Genomic DNA, 18,027 nt, shown 5'->3' with positions numbered 1-18,027 from the left:
CCTTATCTTTGTACTTTGATTATTGATATATGGAAACAGTCGCTGAAAATATACCGACCACAAAACCTAAGTGGTTAAAAGTAAAATTACCCATCGGACAAAAATATACTGAACTTAGAGGTTTAGTTGATAAATATAGTTTAAATACCATTTGTACTTCTGGAAGCTGCCCAAATATGGGAGAATGCTGGGGTGAAGGAACTGCGACTTTTATGATTCTTGGAAATGTCTGTACTCGTTCGTGCGGATTCTGCGGTGTAAAAACAGGCAGACCTGAAACGGTAGATTGGGATGAACCTGAAAAAGTAGCTCGTTCTATTAAAATCATGAACATTAAACACGCCGTTATTACAAGCGTAGACAGAGATGATTTGAAAGACGGAGGTTCTATTATTTGGATGGAAACTGTTAGAGCGATTCGTAGAATGAATCCTCAAACTACTCTTGAAACTCTTATTCCTGATTTTCAGGGAATGGAAAGAAATCTAGATCGTATTGTCGAGGCAAACCCTGAAGTGGTTTCTCACAACATGGAAACGGTACGTCGCTTAACTCGTGAAGTTCGTATTCAGGCTAAATATGACAGAAGTTTAGAAGTTCTGCGTTATTTGAAAGAAAAAGGCATCAATAGAACTAAATCTGGAATTATGTTAGGTCTTGGAGAAACAGAAGAAGAAGTTTTTCAGACTATGACTGATTTAAGAAATGCTAACGTAGATGTAGTTACTATTGGACAATATTTGCAACCAAGTAAAAAACATCTTCCTGTAAAAGAATTCATTACACCTGAACAGTTTGCTCGATACGAACAATTTGGTCTTGAATTAGGTTTCAGACATGTTGAAAGCGGACCTCTTGTTCGTTCTTCTTACAAAGCACAAAAACACATTTTATAAATTTAAGTTTAATCGTTTAATTGGTTAATCGTTTAGTCCCTGATACATTTGACGATTAACCAATTAAACGGTTTCAACGGTTAAACGAATAAACCAAATAATTGAAAACAAGAATTGCCATTAATGGATTTGGAAGAATAGGAAGAAATCTATTTCGTCTTCTTCTGAATCATCCTGAAATCGAAGTTGTTGCCATTAACGACATTGCCGACAATAAAACTATGTCGCATTTAATTAAATATGATAGTATTCATGGGGTTTTACCTTTTGAAGTAAGTCATGATGAAAACAGCATTATTGTAGACGGAAGGCATTTTTTCTTTTTTCACGAAAAAAACATTTCAAATTTAGATTGGAAATCACAATCGATTGATATTGTTATCGAATCGACAGGAAAATACAAAACTCACGAAGAATTAAACGCACATCTAGAAGCTGGAGCTAAAAAAGTTATTCTTTCTGCACCTTCAGAAGTTGATACTATAAAAACTGTCGTTCTTGGAGTTAATGAAAATATCTTGGATGGAAACGAAAATATAGTTTCTAATGCTAGCTGTACAACAAATAACGCCGCCCCGATGATACAAATAATCGAGGAGTTATGCGGAATAGAGCAAGCATATATTACAACTATTCATTCTTACACAACTGACCAAAGCCTTCACGACCAGCCGCATAAGGATTTAAGACGTGCAAGAGGAGCAAGTCAGTCAATTGTTCCAACAACTACAGGTGCAGCTAAGGCTTTAACAAAAATTTTTCCTAAATTGCACAACAAAATGGGCGGATGCGGTATTCGTGTTCCAGTTCCAGACGGTTCATTAACAGATATTACCTTCAATGTAAAACGAGCTGTTACTATTGAAGAAATAAATAATGCATTTAAAGAAGCTTCCAAAACAAATTTAAAAGGAATATTAGATTACACAGAAGATCCAATAGTTTCAGTTGATGTAATCGGCAACAGACATTCTTGTTTATTTGATGCTCAGCTAACTTCGGTTATCGATAAAATGGTAAAAGTTGTGGGCTGGTACGATAACGAAATTGGCTATTCATCTAGATTGATTGATTTAATTTTACTAATAAGAAAAAAATAAGATTCATTGTAAAAGCATTGCCATACATGAAATACTATCTTTTTATTGTTGTTTGTTTTTTTAACTCGCTTTTGTATTCTCAAGTCAAAAAGAATACAGACAGCGTTACCTATTACAACAAACTAGCCAATTACAATCTCAACAATAAAAAGTTCAGTCAAGCAGTATTTTACACTCAGAAATCAATTAATTTTTGTGAAGTAAATGGCAAAAAAGAAAATTTAGCCATCCAAACTTTAAAACTTGGCAAAATTTATTACAATCAAAGAAAATTTGAAGACGCTTTAAAGAACTTTCATAAAACGGTTTCTCTATTTGATACATTAAAACCAAGCTGTACAAAAGTTTTGGCATTGCATTATATTGGTCTTACCAATACGGCAAAAGGCGACTATAAAACGGCCGCTATTTATTATGATAAAGCTCAGCAATTATTAAAAGAATTAAATATTGAAGACCATGCTGATGTTTTGAATTATCAGATTGCAATGGCCTTAAAGACCAATAATAATCTTCCTTTAGCGGCAAAAACATTTCAAAAAATCACTAAAAAGCCCGATAATAGCGCTTTAATTAAAACAAAAGCAGATTCTTACTATCAATTAGGCTTAATAGAAACACAGCTAAAAAGGAACGATTCTGCTATTATTTATCTTGATAATGCACTCGAATACAATGCTAAGAACAACGATTTTGTAAAAAAATCTAAAATTGTTTTAGCCATAAGCCAATACTACAAACAAACCAAAAATTATGATTTGGCTTATTCTTATCTAGACGAACATTATCAGCTTGAAAATTATCTTTTAAAATTAAAAAATGCCAAAGTTGATTTGAATGAATTCGAAAAGTTCAAGAAAAACCAATCTTTAAACAATTCTATAAAAAAGGAAAGCGAAGAAAAATTTCAATTGAAAACTTATCGTTATTCGAAACTGGTAAGTATTTTGGCTATTGCATTAATTTCTATTTTATCGCTTTTGAGTTTGGCTTTGTACAAGAACAATATCATTAGAAATCAGAATAATTTACTGCTTCGAGAAAAAAATAAAGAATTAATTTTAGCCAAAAATAAAGCCGAAAAAGCTTCAAAAGCCAGATCTGAATTCTTATCTACGGTAAGTCACGAATTGCGTACGCCTTTGAATGCGATCAATGGAATTACGCACATTTTACTAGAAGATAATCCGAAGAAAAAGCAATTAAAGTATTTAGAATCCTTAAAGTTTTCTGGAAATTACTTAACTACTTTTATCAATGAAATTCTCGAAGTCAACAAAATTGATTCGACTAAAGTAGAAGTAGAAAATATCAGTTTTAATCTAAAAGAACTGCTTTTTAATATTCAAAGTTCTTTAAAAGAATTAGCAACTGCCAACAGGAATTATTTTAACTTAGAAATTGATAGCTCGATTCCAGATAATTTAATGGGCGATCCAACTAAGTTGTCTCAAATTATACTAAACTTAATTAACAACGCATTAAAATTTACGCAAAACGGACACGTAAATGTTATTGCAAAGTTGTATTCGCAAGAAGATGAATATGCTACCGTTTACTTTGAAATTGTAGATACCGGAATCGGAATTCCTGAAGACAAACTTCAAACTGTTTTTGAAAGTTTCTCGCAAGGATCTATAGAAGTAAACAGAAAATACGGCGGAACCGGATTAGGACTCACAATTGTAAAAAAATTAATTGAACTATTAGGAGGAGAAATAAAGCTAAAAAGTGAAGTTGGTAAAGGTTCTACTTTTACCTTTAAGTTAAATTTTAAAATTAATAACGAACCTTTGGAAGTAATAGAGGAAGTAAAACCATACAGCGACAAACAATTGATGGACAAGTCTATTTTATTGATTGAAGACAATAAAATCAATCAAATGATAACTCGAAAAATGCTCGAAAATAAAAACATTACCTGCGAAATTGTAGATAATGGAGAAGATGCTGTCGAGCTTTTAAAAATCAAGCGTTTTGATATGATTTTAATGGATGTCCACCTTCCTGGAATTAACGGAACTACAGCTACGAAATTGATTCGAGAATTTGATAAAACTACTCCCGTTATTGCATTGACCGCAATTTCGCTTGACGAAAATCGAGATATGCTACTTTCTTTCGGAATGAATGACGTTATAACAAAACCTTTTGTCCCAGACGAATTCTACTGTACAATTGCTAAGTTTTTTGATTAATTTTTTTAAGATTCTGAGGTTCTAAGTTTTGTTTCGCAAACTCTAAAATCGCTGAATCAAAACTTTTAGCGTTATTAATAAAAGTACTTTTTATAGGCAAATAATACAATTGCGAAACTAGTTTGGAGTCTTTTAAACGAACGTAATCTTTTTCGGTTGTAATTATCTTTTTGCCGTTTGCTTTACTTAGAATAGTATCTAAATCTGCATCAGAAAAATGATGATGATCTGGAAAAGTTAAACATTCGTCAGTTTCATTTTTTAGATAATCAAAAAAAGGTTTTGGTTTTGCAATTCCAGCCAACAGCAATTTTGATTCTGATTTGATTTCTGCAACTTCAATTTTTTCCTCTTTGCCAAAAATCACTTCATCATAATCTATGAATGTAAAAAAAAGTTTTTGAGAAGAATTTAATTTTAGTTTTTGATTTATTTCTATTTGCTGTTCTTCAGATAAATCTTTTGGGCATTTAGTAACAACAACAATATTCGCTCTTTCTGCTCCGCTCCTGCTTTCTCTAAGATTTCCTGTAGGAAGCATAAAATCATCTGCGTATAAATCATCAAAAGCAGTCAAGAGAATATAAAAACCTGCTTTTACTTTTCTGTGTTGGTATGCATCATCCAGAAGAATAACTTCTGGCGTAATTTGTTGAGAAAGCAATTCTTTAATACCATTTGTTCGATTGGCATCAACTGCAACCATAACAAATGGAAATTTTTGATAAAACTGAAATGGTTCATCGCCAAGTATTTCTGCATTCGAATTTTCATTAGCCAAAACAAAACCTTCCGATTTTCTTTTGTAACCACGACTCAAAGTAGCAAGCTGATATTTATCTGCCAATAAGCGAATCAAATATTCTATCTGTGGTGTTTTTCCAGTTCCGCCGACGCTCAAGTTTCCAACTGCAATAACAGGAACATCAAATGAAGTTGATTTTAAAATTCCTTTATCAAAAAGAAAATTACGAATTGAAGTAATAAATCCGTACAAAATGGCGAAAGGGAAAAGTATTTTTCGAAGTAAGTTCATTTTACGAAAGTATAATTTTTTTCGTTAATTTGTTTTAGGTTTTGGCACAAGTCAAAGAACTTGAAACCTGAAACCTAAAACTTGAAACAAAACTCAAAATGAAAATCAGAAATATCATATCCGTTCTAGAAGAAATGGCACCTTTGGCTTACGCCGAAGATTTTGACAATGTTGGACTTTTAGTCGGAAACTCAGAAACCGAATGTTCCAGTGTTTTAGTTTGCCACGATGCGTTGGAAAATGTAATTGACGAAGCTATTTCAAAAAACTGCAATTTGGTTGTTTGTTTTCATCCAATTTTATTTTCTGGAATTAAGAAAATTACGGGTAAAAATTATGTGGAACGTGCTATTCTGAAAGCAATTAAAAATGATATTGCCATTTTCGCCGTTCATACAGCACTTGACAATCATTCGCAAGGCGTAAATAAAATTTTTTGTGATGCTTTAGGATTGACAAACACTAAAATATTAGTTCCTAAAAATAATTTCATTCAAAAACTAGTCACTTTTACTGTTCCGGATAATGCCGATAAAGTTAGAAACGCCTTATTTGAAGCCGGTGCAGGAAAAATTGGTAATTATGACAACTGTAGTTTTAATACTCAGGGATTTTTTACTTTTCAGGGAAATGAAGACAGCAATCCAGTAATTGGAGAAAAGGGAAAATTACATACCGGAGAAGAAATTAAAATCGAAGTTGTCTTCGAAAAGCATTTACAATCCCGCATTTTAAAAGCACTTTTTGCCAATCATATTTACGAAGAAGTCGCTTATGAAATTTACGATCTACAAAATCAGCATCAAAATATCGGCTTAGGAATGGTTGGCGAATTTGAAAATGAAATGGATGAAAAAGATTTTCTTCATTTTGTGAAAGATAAAATGATCTCAGACGGAATTCGTCATTCTGTTTTTCTAGGAAAAAAAATCAAAAAAGTAGCCGTGCTTGGAGGGTCTGGAAGTTTTGCTATAAAAAATGCAATTCAAGCTGGAGCCGACGCTTTTTTGACCTCCGATTTGAAGTATCACCAGTTTTATGAAGCTGAAAACAAGTTACTTTTGGCCGATATTGGTCATTTTGAGAGTGAACGCTATACAAAAAACTATATTGTTGATTTTCTTCGAAAAAAAATTCTTAATTTTGCAATCATTTTATCGGAAGAAAATACAAATCCAGTTAAGTACTTATAAAATATGACGAATACGAAAGAATTAAGTGTTGAGGACAAGTTAAGAGCAATATACGATTTACAGCTTATTGACTCTAGAATTGACGAAATCAGAAACGTTAGAGGAGAACTTCCTTTAGAGGTTGAAGATTTAGAAGATGAAGTTGCAGGTTTGAGCACTCGTTCAGAGAAACTGAAAGGTGAACTTGAAGTGATTGAGGAGCAAATCAAAGCAAAGAAAATTGCTATTGAGGAGCATAAAGAGGTTATCAAAAAGTACACAAAACAACAAGAATCAGTACGTAACAACAGAGAATTTAATTCTTTGACAAAAGAAGTTGAGTTTCAAGAATTAGAAATTCAATTAGCTGAAAAGCAAATCAAAGAGATGAAAGCTTCTATCGAGCACAAAAAAGAAGTTATTTCTAATTTAAAAGAAAAACTTGATGCTAAAAGCTCTCACTTAAAACATAAAAAATCTGAATTGGATGCTATTATGGCTGAAACTCAGAAAGAAGAAGCTTTCTTAACTGAGAAATCTGCTGAATATGCTGCACAAATCGAAGACAGATTATTGGCAGCTTACAACAGAATCAGAAGCAGTGTTCGTAACGGATTAGCTGTAGTTTCTATCGAAAGAGGAGCTTCTGCGGGATCTTTCTTTACAATTCCACCTCAAACTCAGGTTGAAATTGCTTCAAGAAAGAAAATCATCACTGATGAGCACTCTGGAAGAATCTTAGTTGACACTCAGTTAGCAGAAGAAGAGAAAGAAAAAATGGAAGAATTGTTCGCAAAATTCTAAATACAAAGTCCCGATTAAATCGGGACTTTTTTTTGCTTTTTTGCAACTAATTCCACTAATTTTCACTAATTATTTTTTTTATCTGTAATAGTGCGAATAAAAAATTCGTGATAATTTGTGTAATTCGTGGCAGACCTTTTTTTACCTTTAGAAAAAATTTAAGTTTTGAAAATTAAAAAAGGAATTCGTTTTATTACCTTAAAATCAGTTGGATCTTACATAAACTTTTTGAGCTACGTTCGTCCGCAAAAAGCGATGGAACTTTCATATGCCCTTTTTAGCCAACCTCGAATTGGACGCTTAAAAAAAGAAAAACTTCCAAAAGTTTTGCGACATACTGAAACTGAAATTTTCCATCATAACGAACATCATTTTCAAACCTATATTTGGAAAGGAAATGAAACCAAAATTTTACTAGTTCACGGTTGGGAAAGCAATGCTTCACGTTGGAAAAAGACTTTACCACATCTTCAAAAATCTGGAAGTACTATTATCGCCATTGATGCCCCAGCTCATGGTCAAAGCAGCGGAAAAGAATTTAATGTTCCGCTTTACGCTGAATTTATTAATAAAGCAGTCGAGAAATATCAGCCAGAAATTATTATCGGACATTCTATTGGTGGTGCCGCTTGTGTGTATCATCAATATTTATTTCCAAATACCAGCATTAATAAAATGGTTATTCTGGGCGCTCCATCAGATCTAAAAACTTTAATTGACAATTATATTGCAATGTTGAGTTTGAATAGAAAAATGCTGCCTCTATTAGAGACTAAATTTATAAATCGCTTTAATTTTAAACTTGAAGATTTTTCAGGACAAAAATTTGCATCTCAATTTACTATTCCTGGGTTTATTGCTCATGATACCGCAGATAATATTGTGGCTTTCGCCGAAGGGAAAAAAATAGCCAGTAACTGGAAAAATAGCCAATTTGTTGAAACCAGTGGTTTAGGTCACGGAATGCATGACGACGAGTTGTACGATAAAGTAATTGAGTTTTTGTTTGAAGATGCAAAGTAACAAAGGTTCAAAGTGACAAAGTTTTTTCCAAAAATCTAAAATCTGAATTCTAAAATCAACAATTAAAATGATCGCTGTAATTTTTGAAGTAATTCCGAATGAAGGAAAAAAAGAGGAATATCTAGATATTGCCGCAAACTTAAAACCAGAGTTAAGTCAAATTGATGGTTTTATTTCTATAGAAAGATTTCAGAGTTTAGCTGATCCGGGAAAAATTTTGTCTTTATCGTTTTGGAGAGATGAAGAAAGTATTCAGCAATGGAGAAATCTAGAAATGCATCGCAACGCACAAGCAAAAGGCAGAAATGAAGTTTTTAAAGATTATCATTTAAGAATTGCAACTGTTGTTCGCGATTATGGCATGTTTGAAAGAAAAGAAACTCCTGAAGATAGTTCGATTTTTCATGATTCTTAGGAAAAAGATACTGAGGTTCTAAGCTACTAAGATTCTAAGTTTTTTTCTTAAAAATCTAAAAACTGAAATCTAAAAACTAAAATCATTTTTTTGCCTATTTTTGCAGTATGGAAGAGAATTTAAAACGTCTTAATAAATTTATTGCTGAAACGGGCTTTTGTTCTCGTCGTGAGGCAGATAAATTAATTGAAGAAGGACGCGTAACAATAAATGGCACCGTACCCGAAATGGGAACTAAAGTTTCATCTGATGATGAAGTCCGAGTAGACGGGAAATTAATCGTTGAGAAAAACGAAAAAATGATTTATCTGGCATTCAACAAACCTGTTGGAATTGAATGTACAACCAATCTTGAAGTTAAAAACAATATTGTCGATTATATTAACTATCCTAAACGTATTTTTCCAATTGGAAGACTGGATAAAGCCAGTGAAGGATTAATTTTTATGACCAATGACGGTGATATTGTAAACAAGATTTTACGCGCCAGAAATAACCACGAAAAAGAATATACGGTTACGGTAAACAAACCTATTACTGATCGTTTTATACAAAGAATGGGAAATGGAGTTCCGATTTTGGATACCGTTACTAAAAAGTGTAAAGTAGAACAAATCAGTAAATATACTTTTAAGATCATTCTAACGCAGGGATTGAACCGACAAATTAGAAGAATGTCTGAATATTTGGGTTATGAAGTTACGGCACTAAAACGTATCCGAATTATTAATATTTCTTTGGATGTTCCCGTTGGAAGATACCGAGATTTAACGGATGCTGAAATTAAAGAACTGAATCAATTAATTGAACCTTCGAGCAAAACAGAAGAAGCGAGTCTGCCGAAAGTAGAAGCTCCAAATAGAAATTCAATTGGAAATTCGAGCAGAAGAACTCCTTATATTTCGAAAAATGATCCTCGATTTAGAAAAAGAGGAGATAACAAATAAAAAAAAATCCCATTCATTTTAAACGAATGGGATTTTTTTTTTAAGAATTTATAATTCTGTTTATTTTTTATGAAGCTTTCTTATCTACAAATTTACTTTTTCTCTTTATTTAAAAATTCATAGTAAAGCGCTTTACCCAAAAACTTTTCATTTTGATAATAAGAAATCAATTCTTCTCTTATTGTTTCAGCATTTTTTCCGTCTAAATTATTTTTCTCAAAGTATTCTCGGCGTGCATCATCATTAAAATTTAATCCGCTTAGAAAAACTGGCTCTACTCCTTTGTTTACGGAAATATTATAATTCGTAATTAGTCCTCCCCAATTAATATAACTGCACAAAAGAATTGTTCCATAGAAATACCAAATCATTTGATTAAACAAGAAAGCATTCGTTTTTTGTTTGGCGATTTTTTGAAATGAAACAATCAATCCGATAATTGCCAAAATTAGAAAAGCATAAACGCCGAGCCTTTTATAGGTTAAACCGAAGAAAGAAACATATTCTGAGTTCTTAATAATAGCGCTAATGATCAAAACCACATTTAATCCAAGCCAGATTTTTGCTAGTTTCTTTAAAGAAGATGCTTTTTCATCAAAATTGAAACCGCCTTTGAAATAAAACATAATTACACCGACTGCCATTAGAATCGAAAAAATTACTGCATTTACACGTTCGTGTGTATCTGAACTTAAATTATTTTTTTCAACAACTTCGAAAAACTGTTCATAATTATAGGTTCCTATAAAAACTAAAAGCATGATATTCAATAAAAGCAATGTAATTACGCCACTTTTTCTTTCAAAGTCTAAATCTAAAAAAGAAAAAGTGCTTTGATTTTTTACTTCAGAAACATTCGTAAAAGTATTACTCAATTTAGAATTGTATTGATAACAAACATCTGGAACCCAATAATTCCAAAAGCTGAACGAAATGTAAAAACCAAGTATACTGATTAACACCAATTGAAAAATATCTATATCTAAAGTATAATCTGTAAACAATGAAGAGAAATGATTACTTCCGAAAGAATAAACGATGAAAAACAATCCTAAAAATATTAGTGGAATTACCACAAAAGCAACTAATTTCTTGGCAAAATCATTATGTATTTTTCTTTCAGGAAGCCATTGCTGGAATATAAAAATTCGCCCTAAAGAAGTAATTCCGTTTAAAACTATTAAAGGAAAAACTTGAATGGTTTTGAGTTCTCCATCTTGCGTCTTGAATTGCAAAATCAGAATTGATAAAGCTAAAGCAAAAAAGGAAGCCGCATCGCCGTACCATGCGAAAGCAAAACAAGATAAAATAGAGGTCATTACGAGCAATAAATGTGATCGGTCTACAAACTTTTCCTGAAAGAAATAACTAATTAACAATGTTAAGGTTACCCCAAAAATAGAAACATTGATTCCAGGAGCCTGATTGTAAAAAAGCATTGCAAAAACTGCTGTGCATACGAAGATAATTTGATGTTTTTTCATGATTTTAGTTTTTAAAAGTACTTTGTATTTCAAAGTTTTTAGGTAAAAAATTTTAGTTTCTAAGATTTCATTAATTTTTCAAGATAAGAAAGGTGTTCTTTGAACGCCGCTCGGCCTAGCGGTGTTACCTGATAAGATGTTTTGGGCTTTTTGCCAACAAATTCTTTCTTAATCTCTATATACTCCGATTTCTCAAGAGCAGAAGAATGACTCGCTAAATTACCATCGGTGATATTTAAAAGGGTTTTCATCTCGGTAAAATCTACCCAGTCGTTAACCATCAGAATAGACATAATACCTAATCTGACACGGCTTTCAAAATCTTTATTTAGTTTGTCAATAATTCCCATTCAATTATTTGTATTTTTTGAATGCCACTAATCCGTATATAATATGTAAAATTCCAAATCCAATGATCCAAAATATTAATCCATAACCAATATAAAAAAGTGAAATACATCCTAAAATTAGTTCCGAAAATCCTAAATATTTAATATCAGTGAACGTATATTTTTCAGCATTTATTACCGCTAATCCGTAAAATATTAATGTTGATGGCGCTACTAAACCAAAATATCCATGATAGATTAAAGCCAAGCAGAATATTCCGCCAGCTGCAAGTGGAATTGCCAAATGCAATAACATATTTTTTGTGGCAGAAGTCCAAATTGGCAAATTGTATTTTCGGCTTTTTCTAACTGTAAAAAAAGTTCCAAATACAAAGGCGCAAACTAAAATTATTACTCCAGTCCAAACTAATTCTGAAACCAAGCTTCCTGATAATATTACATGTTCGTCTGTAAAATATTCGATGCCGTTCAGTTTGAAAAGCTCATAAACATATATTCCGCCAATTAAAGCCGAAAGTCCAGCGAAGACTCCCGAAAGTCCGCTTAATGATATAAATCTTGAAGAACGCTCCATCATGGAACGAATATGCGCTAAATCTTCTTGGTGCTTTTGATTCATAATTAAAGTACTTTGCGTTACAAAGTTATTATTTATTTTGAATTGACAAATAAAAAAGTAAAAAAAATTATAATTAAGGAAGGTAAGTTCCTGCAAGGTTTTGAAAACCTTGTAGGTTTGAGATTGTATCTGAATAAAAAAAAATCTTGCAAACCTCGAAATATACCTACAAGGTTTTCAAAACCTTGCAGGAAAGAGACTTTCTTATTAAACGAGATTGCGTGAGGGATAGGAGCTAGCTACCGAAGTAGCGCGGATAGCCCGACCCCGACCCGTTGAGAGGGCGTATAAGCGTAAAGTATGTTTGCCCTCTCAACGGGTCGGGGTCACGCCCAAATTATAAAAACAAAAAAGCCCATTCTTAACGAACAGGCTTTTACTATTGTGAGATTTAAAATTAAAACCATCTTCTTCTTTTGAATAAAAAGACTCCGAATGAAGACAGAATAATGGAAACTAAAAGCAGAATCCAAATTCCGTATTTGCTTTCTTCTAAACCGTTTGGCACGTTCATTCCGTACAAACTGGCGATTAAAGTCGGAATCATTAAGATGATCGAGATAGACGTCATCTGTTTCATGATCGTATTCATATTATTAGAAATTACAGAAGCGTAAGCATCCATCATTCCGGTTAAGATGTTGTTGTAAATATTGGCAGTATCTTGTGCCTGATTTAATTCGATTTCGACATCTTCTAATAATTCTGGATCGTAATTGGCTTTGTGCGCTTTTAGATTTTTAATTCTTTGAAATAAAACGTCATTTGCTTTTAATGAAGTGATAAAGAATACAAAGCATTTTTCGATTTGAAGCAGCGCTTGTAATTCTTCATTTTTGATCGATTTCTCTAAATTATCTTCTGCTAATTTTATTTTATGATTGATTTGTTTCAGATATTTCAAATACCAGACGCTTGATGATAAAAGTAATCTTAGCACCAAATTGAAATTGTCTTCTATTTCGATGTTTTTTCGTTGTGAGTAAGCAACAAAATCTTTGATTATTTCTGTTTTATAAAAACTGATGGTAACACATACATCATCTTTAAAAATGATTCCGAGAGGAACGGTATGAAAAGGGATTTTGACATCACCGCTTTTAACGGGAATTCGCATAATAATAAGCGTCCAGCCGTCTTCGATTTCGATACGAGGTCTTTCATCGATATCCTCAATATCATTGTAAAAAGCTTCAGGAACCTGAAGTTCTTCTAGTAAGTAATTTTTATCTGATTCTGTTGGAGATTCGATGTGAATCCAGCAATTTGAAGTCCATTTTTGGATTTCTACTAATCCGTTTTTGTTTGTGTAAAAGGCTTTCATTTCAAAATACAGGGTTTTAACGCAGCATTTTGAAATTTCAAAAGCTGCTTAATTTAATACTAACGAATAATAATAATCGTCCATTTGGAGAAGTGTTTTTTAAAGTGCTGCAAAAGTATCCTTTATTTTTAAGAAGTAAAACTTTAAACTATTAATTATATATTAAAAACGACAAAACCCGTTCAAATGAACGGGTTTTGAATATTTTTCAAGAAGAAATTATTTATTTCTTGCGCTTCTCATTTTACGAGCTAAAAGTGTATTTTTAAGTAACATTGCAATTGTCATTGGCCCTACTCCACCTGGAACTGGCGTAATGAATGCCGCTTTTTTGCTTACTCCGTCAAAATCAACGTCACCTTTGATAACGTATCCTTTTGCGTTTGATGCATCGTCTACACGTGTAATTCCAACGTCGATAACTGTTACGCCTTCTTTTACCATATCTGCTTTTAAAAATTCTGGAACTCCTAAAGCTGTGATGATGATATCAGCATTTTTAGTAAATTCTGCTAAATCTTTAGTTCGGCTGTGTGTTAATGTAACTGTAGAATCACCAGGATTTCCTTTACGGCTCATTAAGATACTCATCGGGCGTCCTACGATATGGCTTCTTCCAATTACTACTGTATGTTTTCCTGCAGTTTCAACTTTATAACGCTCTAACAATTCCATAATCCCGAACGGTGTTGCTGGAATAAAACTTTCCATTTCAAGTGCCATACGTCCAAAGTTCGTTGGGTGGAATCCGTCAACATCTTTATCAGGATCGATTGCTAATAGAATTTTTTGCTCGTCGATATGTTTTGGCAAAGGCAACTGAACGATGTATCCGTCAAGGTTATCATCTTCGTTTAATTCTTTAATTTTTGCAAGCAGTTCGTCTTCAGTAATAGTTTCTGGCAGACTTACTAAAGTAGAATCAAATCCGATTTCCTGACAAGATTTTACTTTACTTCCTACGTAAGTTAAACTTGCTCCATTGTTTCCAACTAAAACCGCTGCTAAATGAGGCACTTTTCCTCCAGCTGCTTTTATAGATTGAACTTCGGCTGCAATTTCGTTTTTAATGTCGTTAGATGTTTTTTTACCGTCTAGTAGCTGCATGTGTTGTGTTTATTTTGTTTCAGGTTTAAAGTTTCAAGTTATTTACGGAACTTAAATTTTTATGTAATTAAAAAAGTTTCAAATTTTAGTCTCATAACTTGAAACCTTAAACTTGAAACTTTTTTTATTTTATCTCGGCATTCCTCCTGGCATACCACCCGGCATCCCTTTCATACCTCCCATCATTTTCATCAGATTTTTTCCGCCTGGGCCTTGCATCATCTTCATCATCTTGCTCATTTGGTCAAACTGCTTCATCAGCTGATTTACCTGCTCGACTTTAGTTCCCGAACCTTTTGCGATTCTGGCTTTTCTTTTTACGTCGATAATTGCTGGTTTGCTTCTTTCAGCTGGAGTCATCGAATAAATAATTGCTTCGATATGTTTGAAAGCATCATCTTCGATTTCTACGTCTTTCATGGCTTTTGAAGCGCCTGGTATCATTCCAACCAAATCCTTCATGTTACCCATTTTCTTTACTTGCTGAATCTGTGTTAAGAAGTCATCAAAACCGAATTCGTTTTTAGCGATTTTCTTTTGAAGTTTTCTTGCTTCTTCTTCATCAAATTGTTCCTGAGCTCTTTCAACAAGAGACACAACGTCTCCCATTCCTAAAATACGCTCAGCCATACGTTCTGGATAGAAAACATCAATTGCTTCCATTTTCTCTCCAGTACCAACAAATTTAATTGGTTTGTTTACAATCGATTTGATTGAAAGCGCCGCTCCTCCACGAGTATCACCATCTAATTTCGTTAAAATAACTCCATCAAAATTCAAGATATCGTTGAAAGCTTTTGCTGTGTTTACAGCATCTTGTCCTGTCATAGAGTCTACAACGAACAATGTTTCTTGCGGCTGAATTGCTTTGTGTACACGTGCAATTTCGTCCATCATTTCCTGATCTACTGCTAAACGTCCTGCTGTATCGACGATAACAACATTGAATCCGTTTGCTTTAGCGTGTTTGATTGCGTTTTGAGCAATTTCTACAGGATTTTTATTTTCTGGTTCTGAGTAAACCTCAACACCTATTTGATCTCCCACAACATGCAACTGATTAATCGCCGCCGGACGGTAGATATCACACGCTACAAGAAGTGGTTTCTTATTTTTCTTAGTTTTTAAGAAGTTTGCTAATTTTCCTGAGAAAGTTGTTTTACCAGAACCTTGAAGTCCTGACATCAAAATAACAGTTGGATTTCCTGATAAGTTTACACCAGCAACATCTCCACCCATTAATTCTGTCAACTCATCTTTTACCAGTTTTACTAATAATTGTCCTGGCTGTAAGGTTGTCAATACGTCCTGTCCAATTGCTTTATCTTTTACTCTAGCTGTAAAATCTTTAGCAATTTTAAAGTTAACATCGGCATCAAGTAACGCACGACGAACTTCTTTTAAAGTATCGGCAACGTTTACTTCTGTAATTTTACCGTGTCCTTTTAATATATGGAACGCTTTATCTAACTTATCACTTAAATTATCAAACATACTATTTTCTTTATTTGAAGTGCAAAGATAATCTAATTAGATATTTCAGGCAATTTATTTTTTAAGGTTCAAAGGGATAAAGTTACAAAGGCGCAAAGTTTTTTCTTAGCCACGAATTTCACTAATTTCTCGAATTTATTTTTTCTCTCGCAGATTTTGCAAATTATTTTTTGCTCACAAGGTCGCAAAGTTTTTTCACGCAGATTTAAAAAAATTTAAGCAGATTATTATTTAAAAACTAAAAAAATAAAATCTGCCAAAATCTGCAGAATCTGCGTGAAACAATAATCTTTTTAATCCGTGACAAAAACAAAAAAAAGGCGCAAGAAGAAAAACCTCTGCACCTTTGTAACTTTATCCCTTTGAACCTTTACTTTAGAATTGGAAATATATGAAAGGCTGTGAACCTGCAACTGCTGTTGCGTAAACAATCCAGTAAACGAAACCTAAAATTATTGCTTTTACTAAAATCGGTGTTTTATCAAAAACCGATTTCATTCCGTTTGTGAAAGTTTCTGGCAAGAAATGCCAAACATAACCGAATAACATTAATCCGAATACATTTTTATATCCGAGAACAATTGTTTTCCAAAGTTCTGGCTCGAATGTCAATTGTCCGATATTATTAATTACCTGTAATGCTGTTTCGAAATCTCTTGCACGGAAGAAAATCCAACAGAAAACCACAAAATGGAATGTGATTACGATCGAGAAAAATCTCCACAAGAAATTTGGGCTTTTATCTTTTTTAGAAGGAAAGAATTCCATGAATATTTTATGAACTGCCAAAGCTAATCCGTGCAATGCTCCCCACACAATAAATTGCGCTCCTGCTCCGTGCCACAAACCTCCTAAAAGCATTGTAGTAAACAAGTTGAAATTGGTTACCAATGTTTGTTTGATTTTACTTGAAAGTAAAAATGACAAACAGAAAACCAAAATACTGCTTCCTGCAACAATTAGCGGAATGACACTTTCGTTATAATTTGAAATTCCCCAAAGCAATAATCCGAAGAAAAATAAACTCGGAAATAAATAGCCTGCAAAAGAACCGTTACGGTTTCCTCCAATAGAGATGTATAAAAAGTCTTTCAACCAAGTCGAAAGCGAAATATGCCATCTTCTCCAGAAATCGGTAATCGAAGTTGATTTGTATGGCGTTCTAAAGTTGGCTGGCAATTTAAATCCTAACAATAATGCAATACCGATTGCCATGTCTGAGTATCCCGAGAAATCGCAATAAATCTGAATTGCATAACCGTAAGATGCCATTAAATTTTCAAAAGAAGTATAACTCAACGGTGTATCAAAAACACGATCGACAAAGTTTACCGAAATATAATTTGAGATTACCGTTTTCTTTATTAAACCTCCAATAATTAGAAACAAAGCGTTGTTTACATCTTGTCGAGTTAGATTTAATTTTTGATAAATCTGTGGCAAGAAATCTTTCGCGCGTACAATTGGACCTGCAACTAATTGAGGAAAGAACGATACGAAAAATAAATATTCTATGTAATTTTTTGTCGGTTTGATTTCTTCTCTGTAAATCTCAATAATATAACTCATTGATTGAAAAGTGTAGAACGAAATTCCAACAGGAAGAAAAACATTGTGAAGCGCAAAATTACCATGAAACATATCATTGTATGTTACAATCAAAAAGTTCATGTATTTGAAATAGCCCAGCAAAGCTAAATTCAAAATCACACTTATTACCAAATAAAATTTCTTTACACTGTCTCGGCTTTCTTTATAAATAATCTGGCTTAAACCATAATCTACAACCGATGAAAGTAACAATAACAGAAAATAAATTCCGCTAGATTTATAATAAAAGAATAATGAGAAGAGAATAACATATGTTAATCTCAAATAAAATGTTTTGCGTAAAAAACCATACACAAAATAGAAAACCAAAAATAGGCCTAAGAATAAGCCAGTATTAAATAAAAGTTTTTCGTCTTCATTGTAAACAAACCAACTTTTAACTTGTTCTATTGTAATTGCACCAAAATTTTGAATGAACCAATTATTAATGCTATCTATTGTTGTCAA

General features: G+C 32.8%; 16 protein-coding genes. 8 read left to right on the top strand and 8 right to left on the bottom strand.

What is annotated here, in order from left to right; genetic code table 11:
- Positions 1-29 precede the first annotated feature (29 nt).
- The 3 genes from lipA to HNP35_RS18395 all read left to right on the top strand — a co-directional run bounded on the left by lipA (position 30) and on the right by HNP35_RS18395 (position 4,194).
- Positions 30-896: a lipoyl synthase gene (lipA, locus tag HNP35_RS18405; RefSeq protein ID WP_184165195.1), complete on the top strand. Its 867-nt coding sequence runs from the start codon at positions 30-32 to the stop codon at positions 894-896.
- A 101-nt stretch (positions 897-997) separates the two neighbouring features.
- Positions 998-1,996 (top strand): type I glyceraldehyde-3-phosphate dehydrogenase, encoded by a 999-nt coding sequence (gap, locus tag HNP35_RS18400; RefSeq protein WP_184165198.1) that lies wholly within the window; start codon positions 998-1,000, stop codon positions 1,994-1,996.
- Between the two features lie 26 nt (positions 1,997-2,022).
- Positions 2,023-4,194, top strand: a complete 2,172-nt coding sequence (locus HNP35_RS18395; protein ID WP_184165200.1) for a tetratricopeptide repeat-containing hybrid sensor histidine kinase/response regulator — start codon at positions 2,023-2,025, stop codon at positions 4,192-4,194.
- Here HNP35_RS18395 and lpxK read toward each other — a convergent pair.
- A complete protein-coding gene (gene lpxK, locus HNP35_RS18390; protein ID WP_184165202.1) occupies positions 4,178-5,230 on the bottom strand; it encodes a tetraacyldisaccharide 4'-kinase in 1,053 nt (350 codons plus the stop codon). The genes HNP35_RS18395 and lpxK overlap by 17 nt on opposite strands.
- A 98-nt stretch (positions 5,231-5,328) precedes the next feature.
- Between lpxK and HNP35_RS18385 the strand changes: the two genes are divergently transcribed.
- The 5 genes from HNP35_RS18385 to rluF all read left to right on the top strand — a co-directional run bounded on the left by HNP35_RS18385 (position 5,329) and on the right by rluF (position 9,591).
- Entirely contained in the window at positions 5,329-6,423 is a 1,095-nt protein-coding gene (locus HNP35_RS18385; RefSeq protein WP_184165222.1) for a Nif3-like dinuclear metal center hexameric protein, read from the top strand.
- Positions 6,424-6,426: 3 nt separating this feature from the next.
- Complete coding sequence (locus HNP35_RS18380) at positions 6,427-7,206, top strand: zinc ribbon domain-containing protein (RefSeq protein WP_184165225.1); 780 nt, start codon at positions 6,427-6,429, stop codon at positions 7,204-7,206.
- 165 nt (positions 7,207-7,371) lie between these two features.
- Complete coding sequence (locus HNP35_RS18375; RefSeq protein ID WP_184165228.1) at positions 7,372-8,229, top strand: alpha/beta fold hydrolase; 858 nt, start codon at positions 7,372-7,374, stop codon at positions 8,227-8,229.
- Positions 8,230-8,296: 67 nt separating this feature from the next.
- A complete protein-coding gene (locus tag HNP35_RS18370) occupies positions 8,297-8,644 on the top strand; it encodes an antibiotic biosynthesis monooxygenase family protein (protein WP_184165231.1) in 348 nt (115 codons plus the stop codon).
- 107 nt (positions 8,645-8,751) lie between these two features.
- A complete protein-coding gene (gene rluF / locus HNP35_RS18365) occupies positions 8,752-9,591 on the top strand; it encodes a 23S rRNA pseudouridine(2604) synthase RluF (protein WP_184165234.1) in 840 nt (279 codons plus the stop codon).
- Between the two features lie 92 nt (positions 9,592-9,683).
- On the opposite strand, the gene HNP35_RS18360 is transcribed toward rluF, so the two are convergent.
- The 7 genes from HNP35_RS18360 to HNP35_RS18330 form a co-directional block, all read right to left on the bottom strand.
- Positions 9,684-11,075: a DUF4173 domain-containing protein gene (locus HNP35_RS18360; protein WP_184165237.1), complete on the bottom strand. Its 1,392-nt coding sequence runs from the start codon at positions 11,073-11,075 to the stop codon at positions 9,684-9,686.
- 59 nt (positions 11,076-11,134) lie between these two features.
- Positions 11,135-11,425, bottom strand: coding sequence for a winged helix-turn-helix domain-containing protein (locus HNP35_RS18355; protein ID WP_179007906.1), 291 nt, complete (start codon positions 11,423-11,425; stop codon positions 11,135-11,137).
- 4 nt (positions 11,426-11,429) lie between these two features.
- The gene (locus HNP35_RS18350; RefSeq protein ID WP_184165239.1) at positions 11,430-12,044 is read right to left on the bottom strand and encodes a hypothetical protein; all 615 of its coding nucleotides are present in this window, start codon (positions 12,042-12,044) and stop codon (positions 11,430-11,432) included.
- Between the two features lie 397 nt (positions 12,045-12,441).
- On the bottom strand, positions 12,442-13,368 hold the full coding sequence (locus HNP35_RS18345) for a magnesium transporter CorA family protein (protein WP_184165241.1): 927 nt from the start codon (positions 13,366-13,368) through the stop codon (positions 12,442-12,444).
- 219 nt (positions 13,369-13,587) lie between these two features.
- Positions 13,588-14,475: a bifunctional 5,10-methylenetetrahydrofolate dehydrogenase/5,10-methenyltetrahydrofolate cyclohydrolase gene (locus HNP35_RS18340; protein ID WP_184165244.1), complete on the bottom strand. Its 888-nt coding sequence runs from the start codon at positions 14,473-14,475 to the stop codon at positions 13,588-13,590.
- A 129-nt stretch (positions 14,476-14,604) separates the two neighbouring features.
- A complete protein-coding gene (ffh, locus tag HNP35_RS18335; RefSeq protein ID WP_111363229.1) occupies positions 14,605-15,969 on the bottom strand; it encodes a signal recognition particle protein in 1,365 nt (454 codons plus the stop codon).
- 375 nt (positions 15,970-16,344) lie between these two features.
- Positions 16,345-18,027, bottom strand: a complete 1,683-nt coding sequence (locus tag HNP35_RS18330) for an MBOAT family O-acyltransferase (protein ID WP_184165248.1) — start codon at positions 18,025-18,027, stop codon at positions 16,345-16,347.

It is taken from the genome of Flavobacterium notoginsengisoli, assembly GCF_014207905.1.
GTDB lineage: Bacteria > Bacteroidota > Bacteroidia > Flavobacteriales > Flavobacteriaceae > Flavobacterium > Flavobacterium notoginsengisoli_A.
Note: the sequence above shows the minus strand (reverse complement) of the source record. Positions and strands in the feature narration are given on the sequence as shown.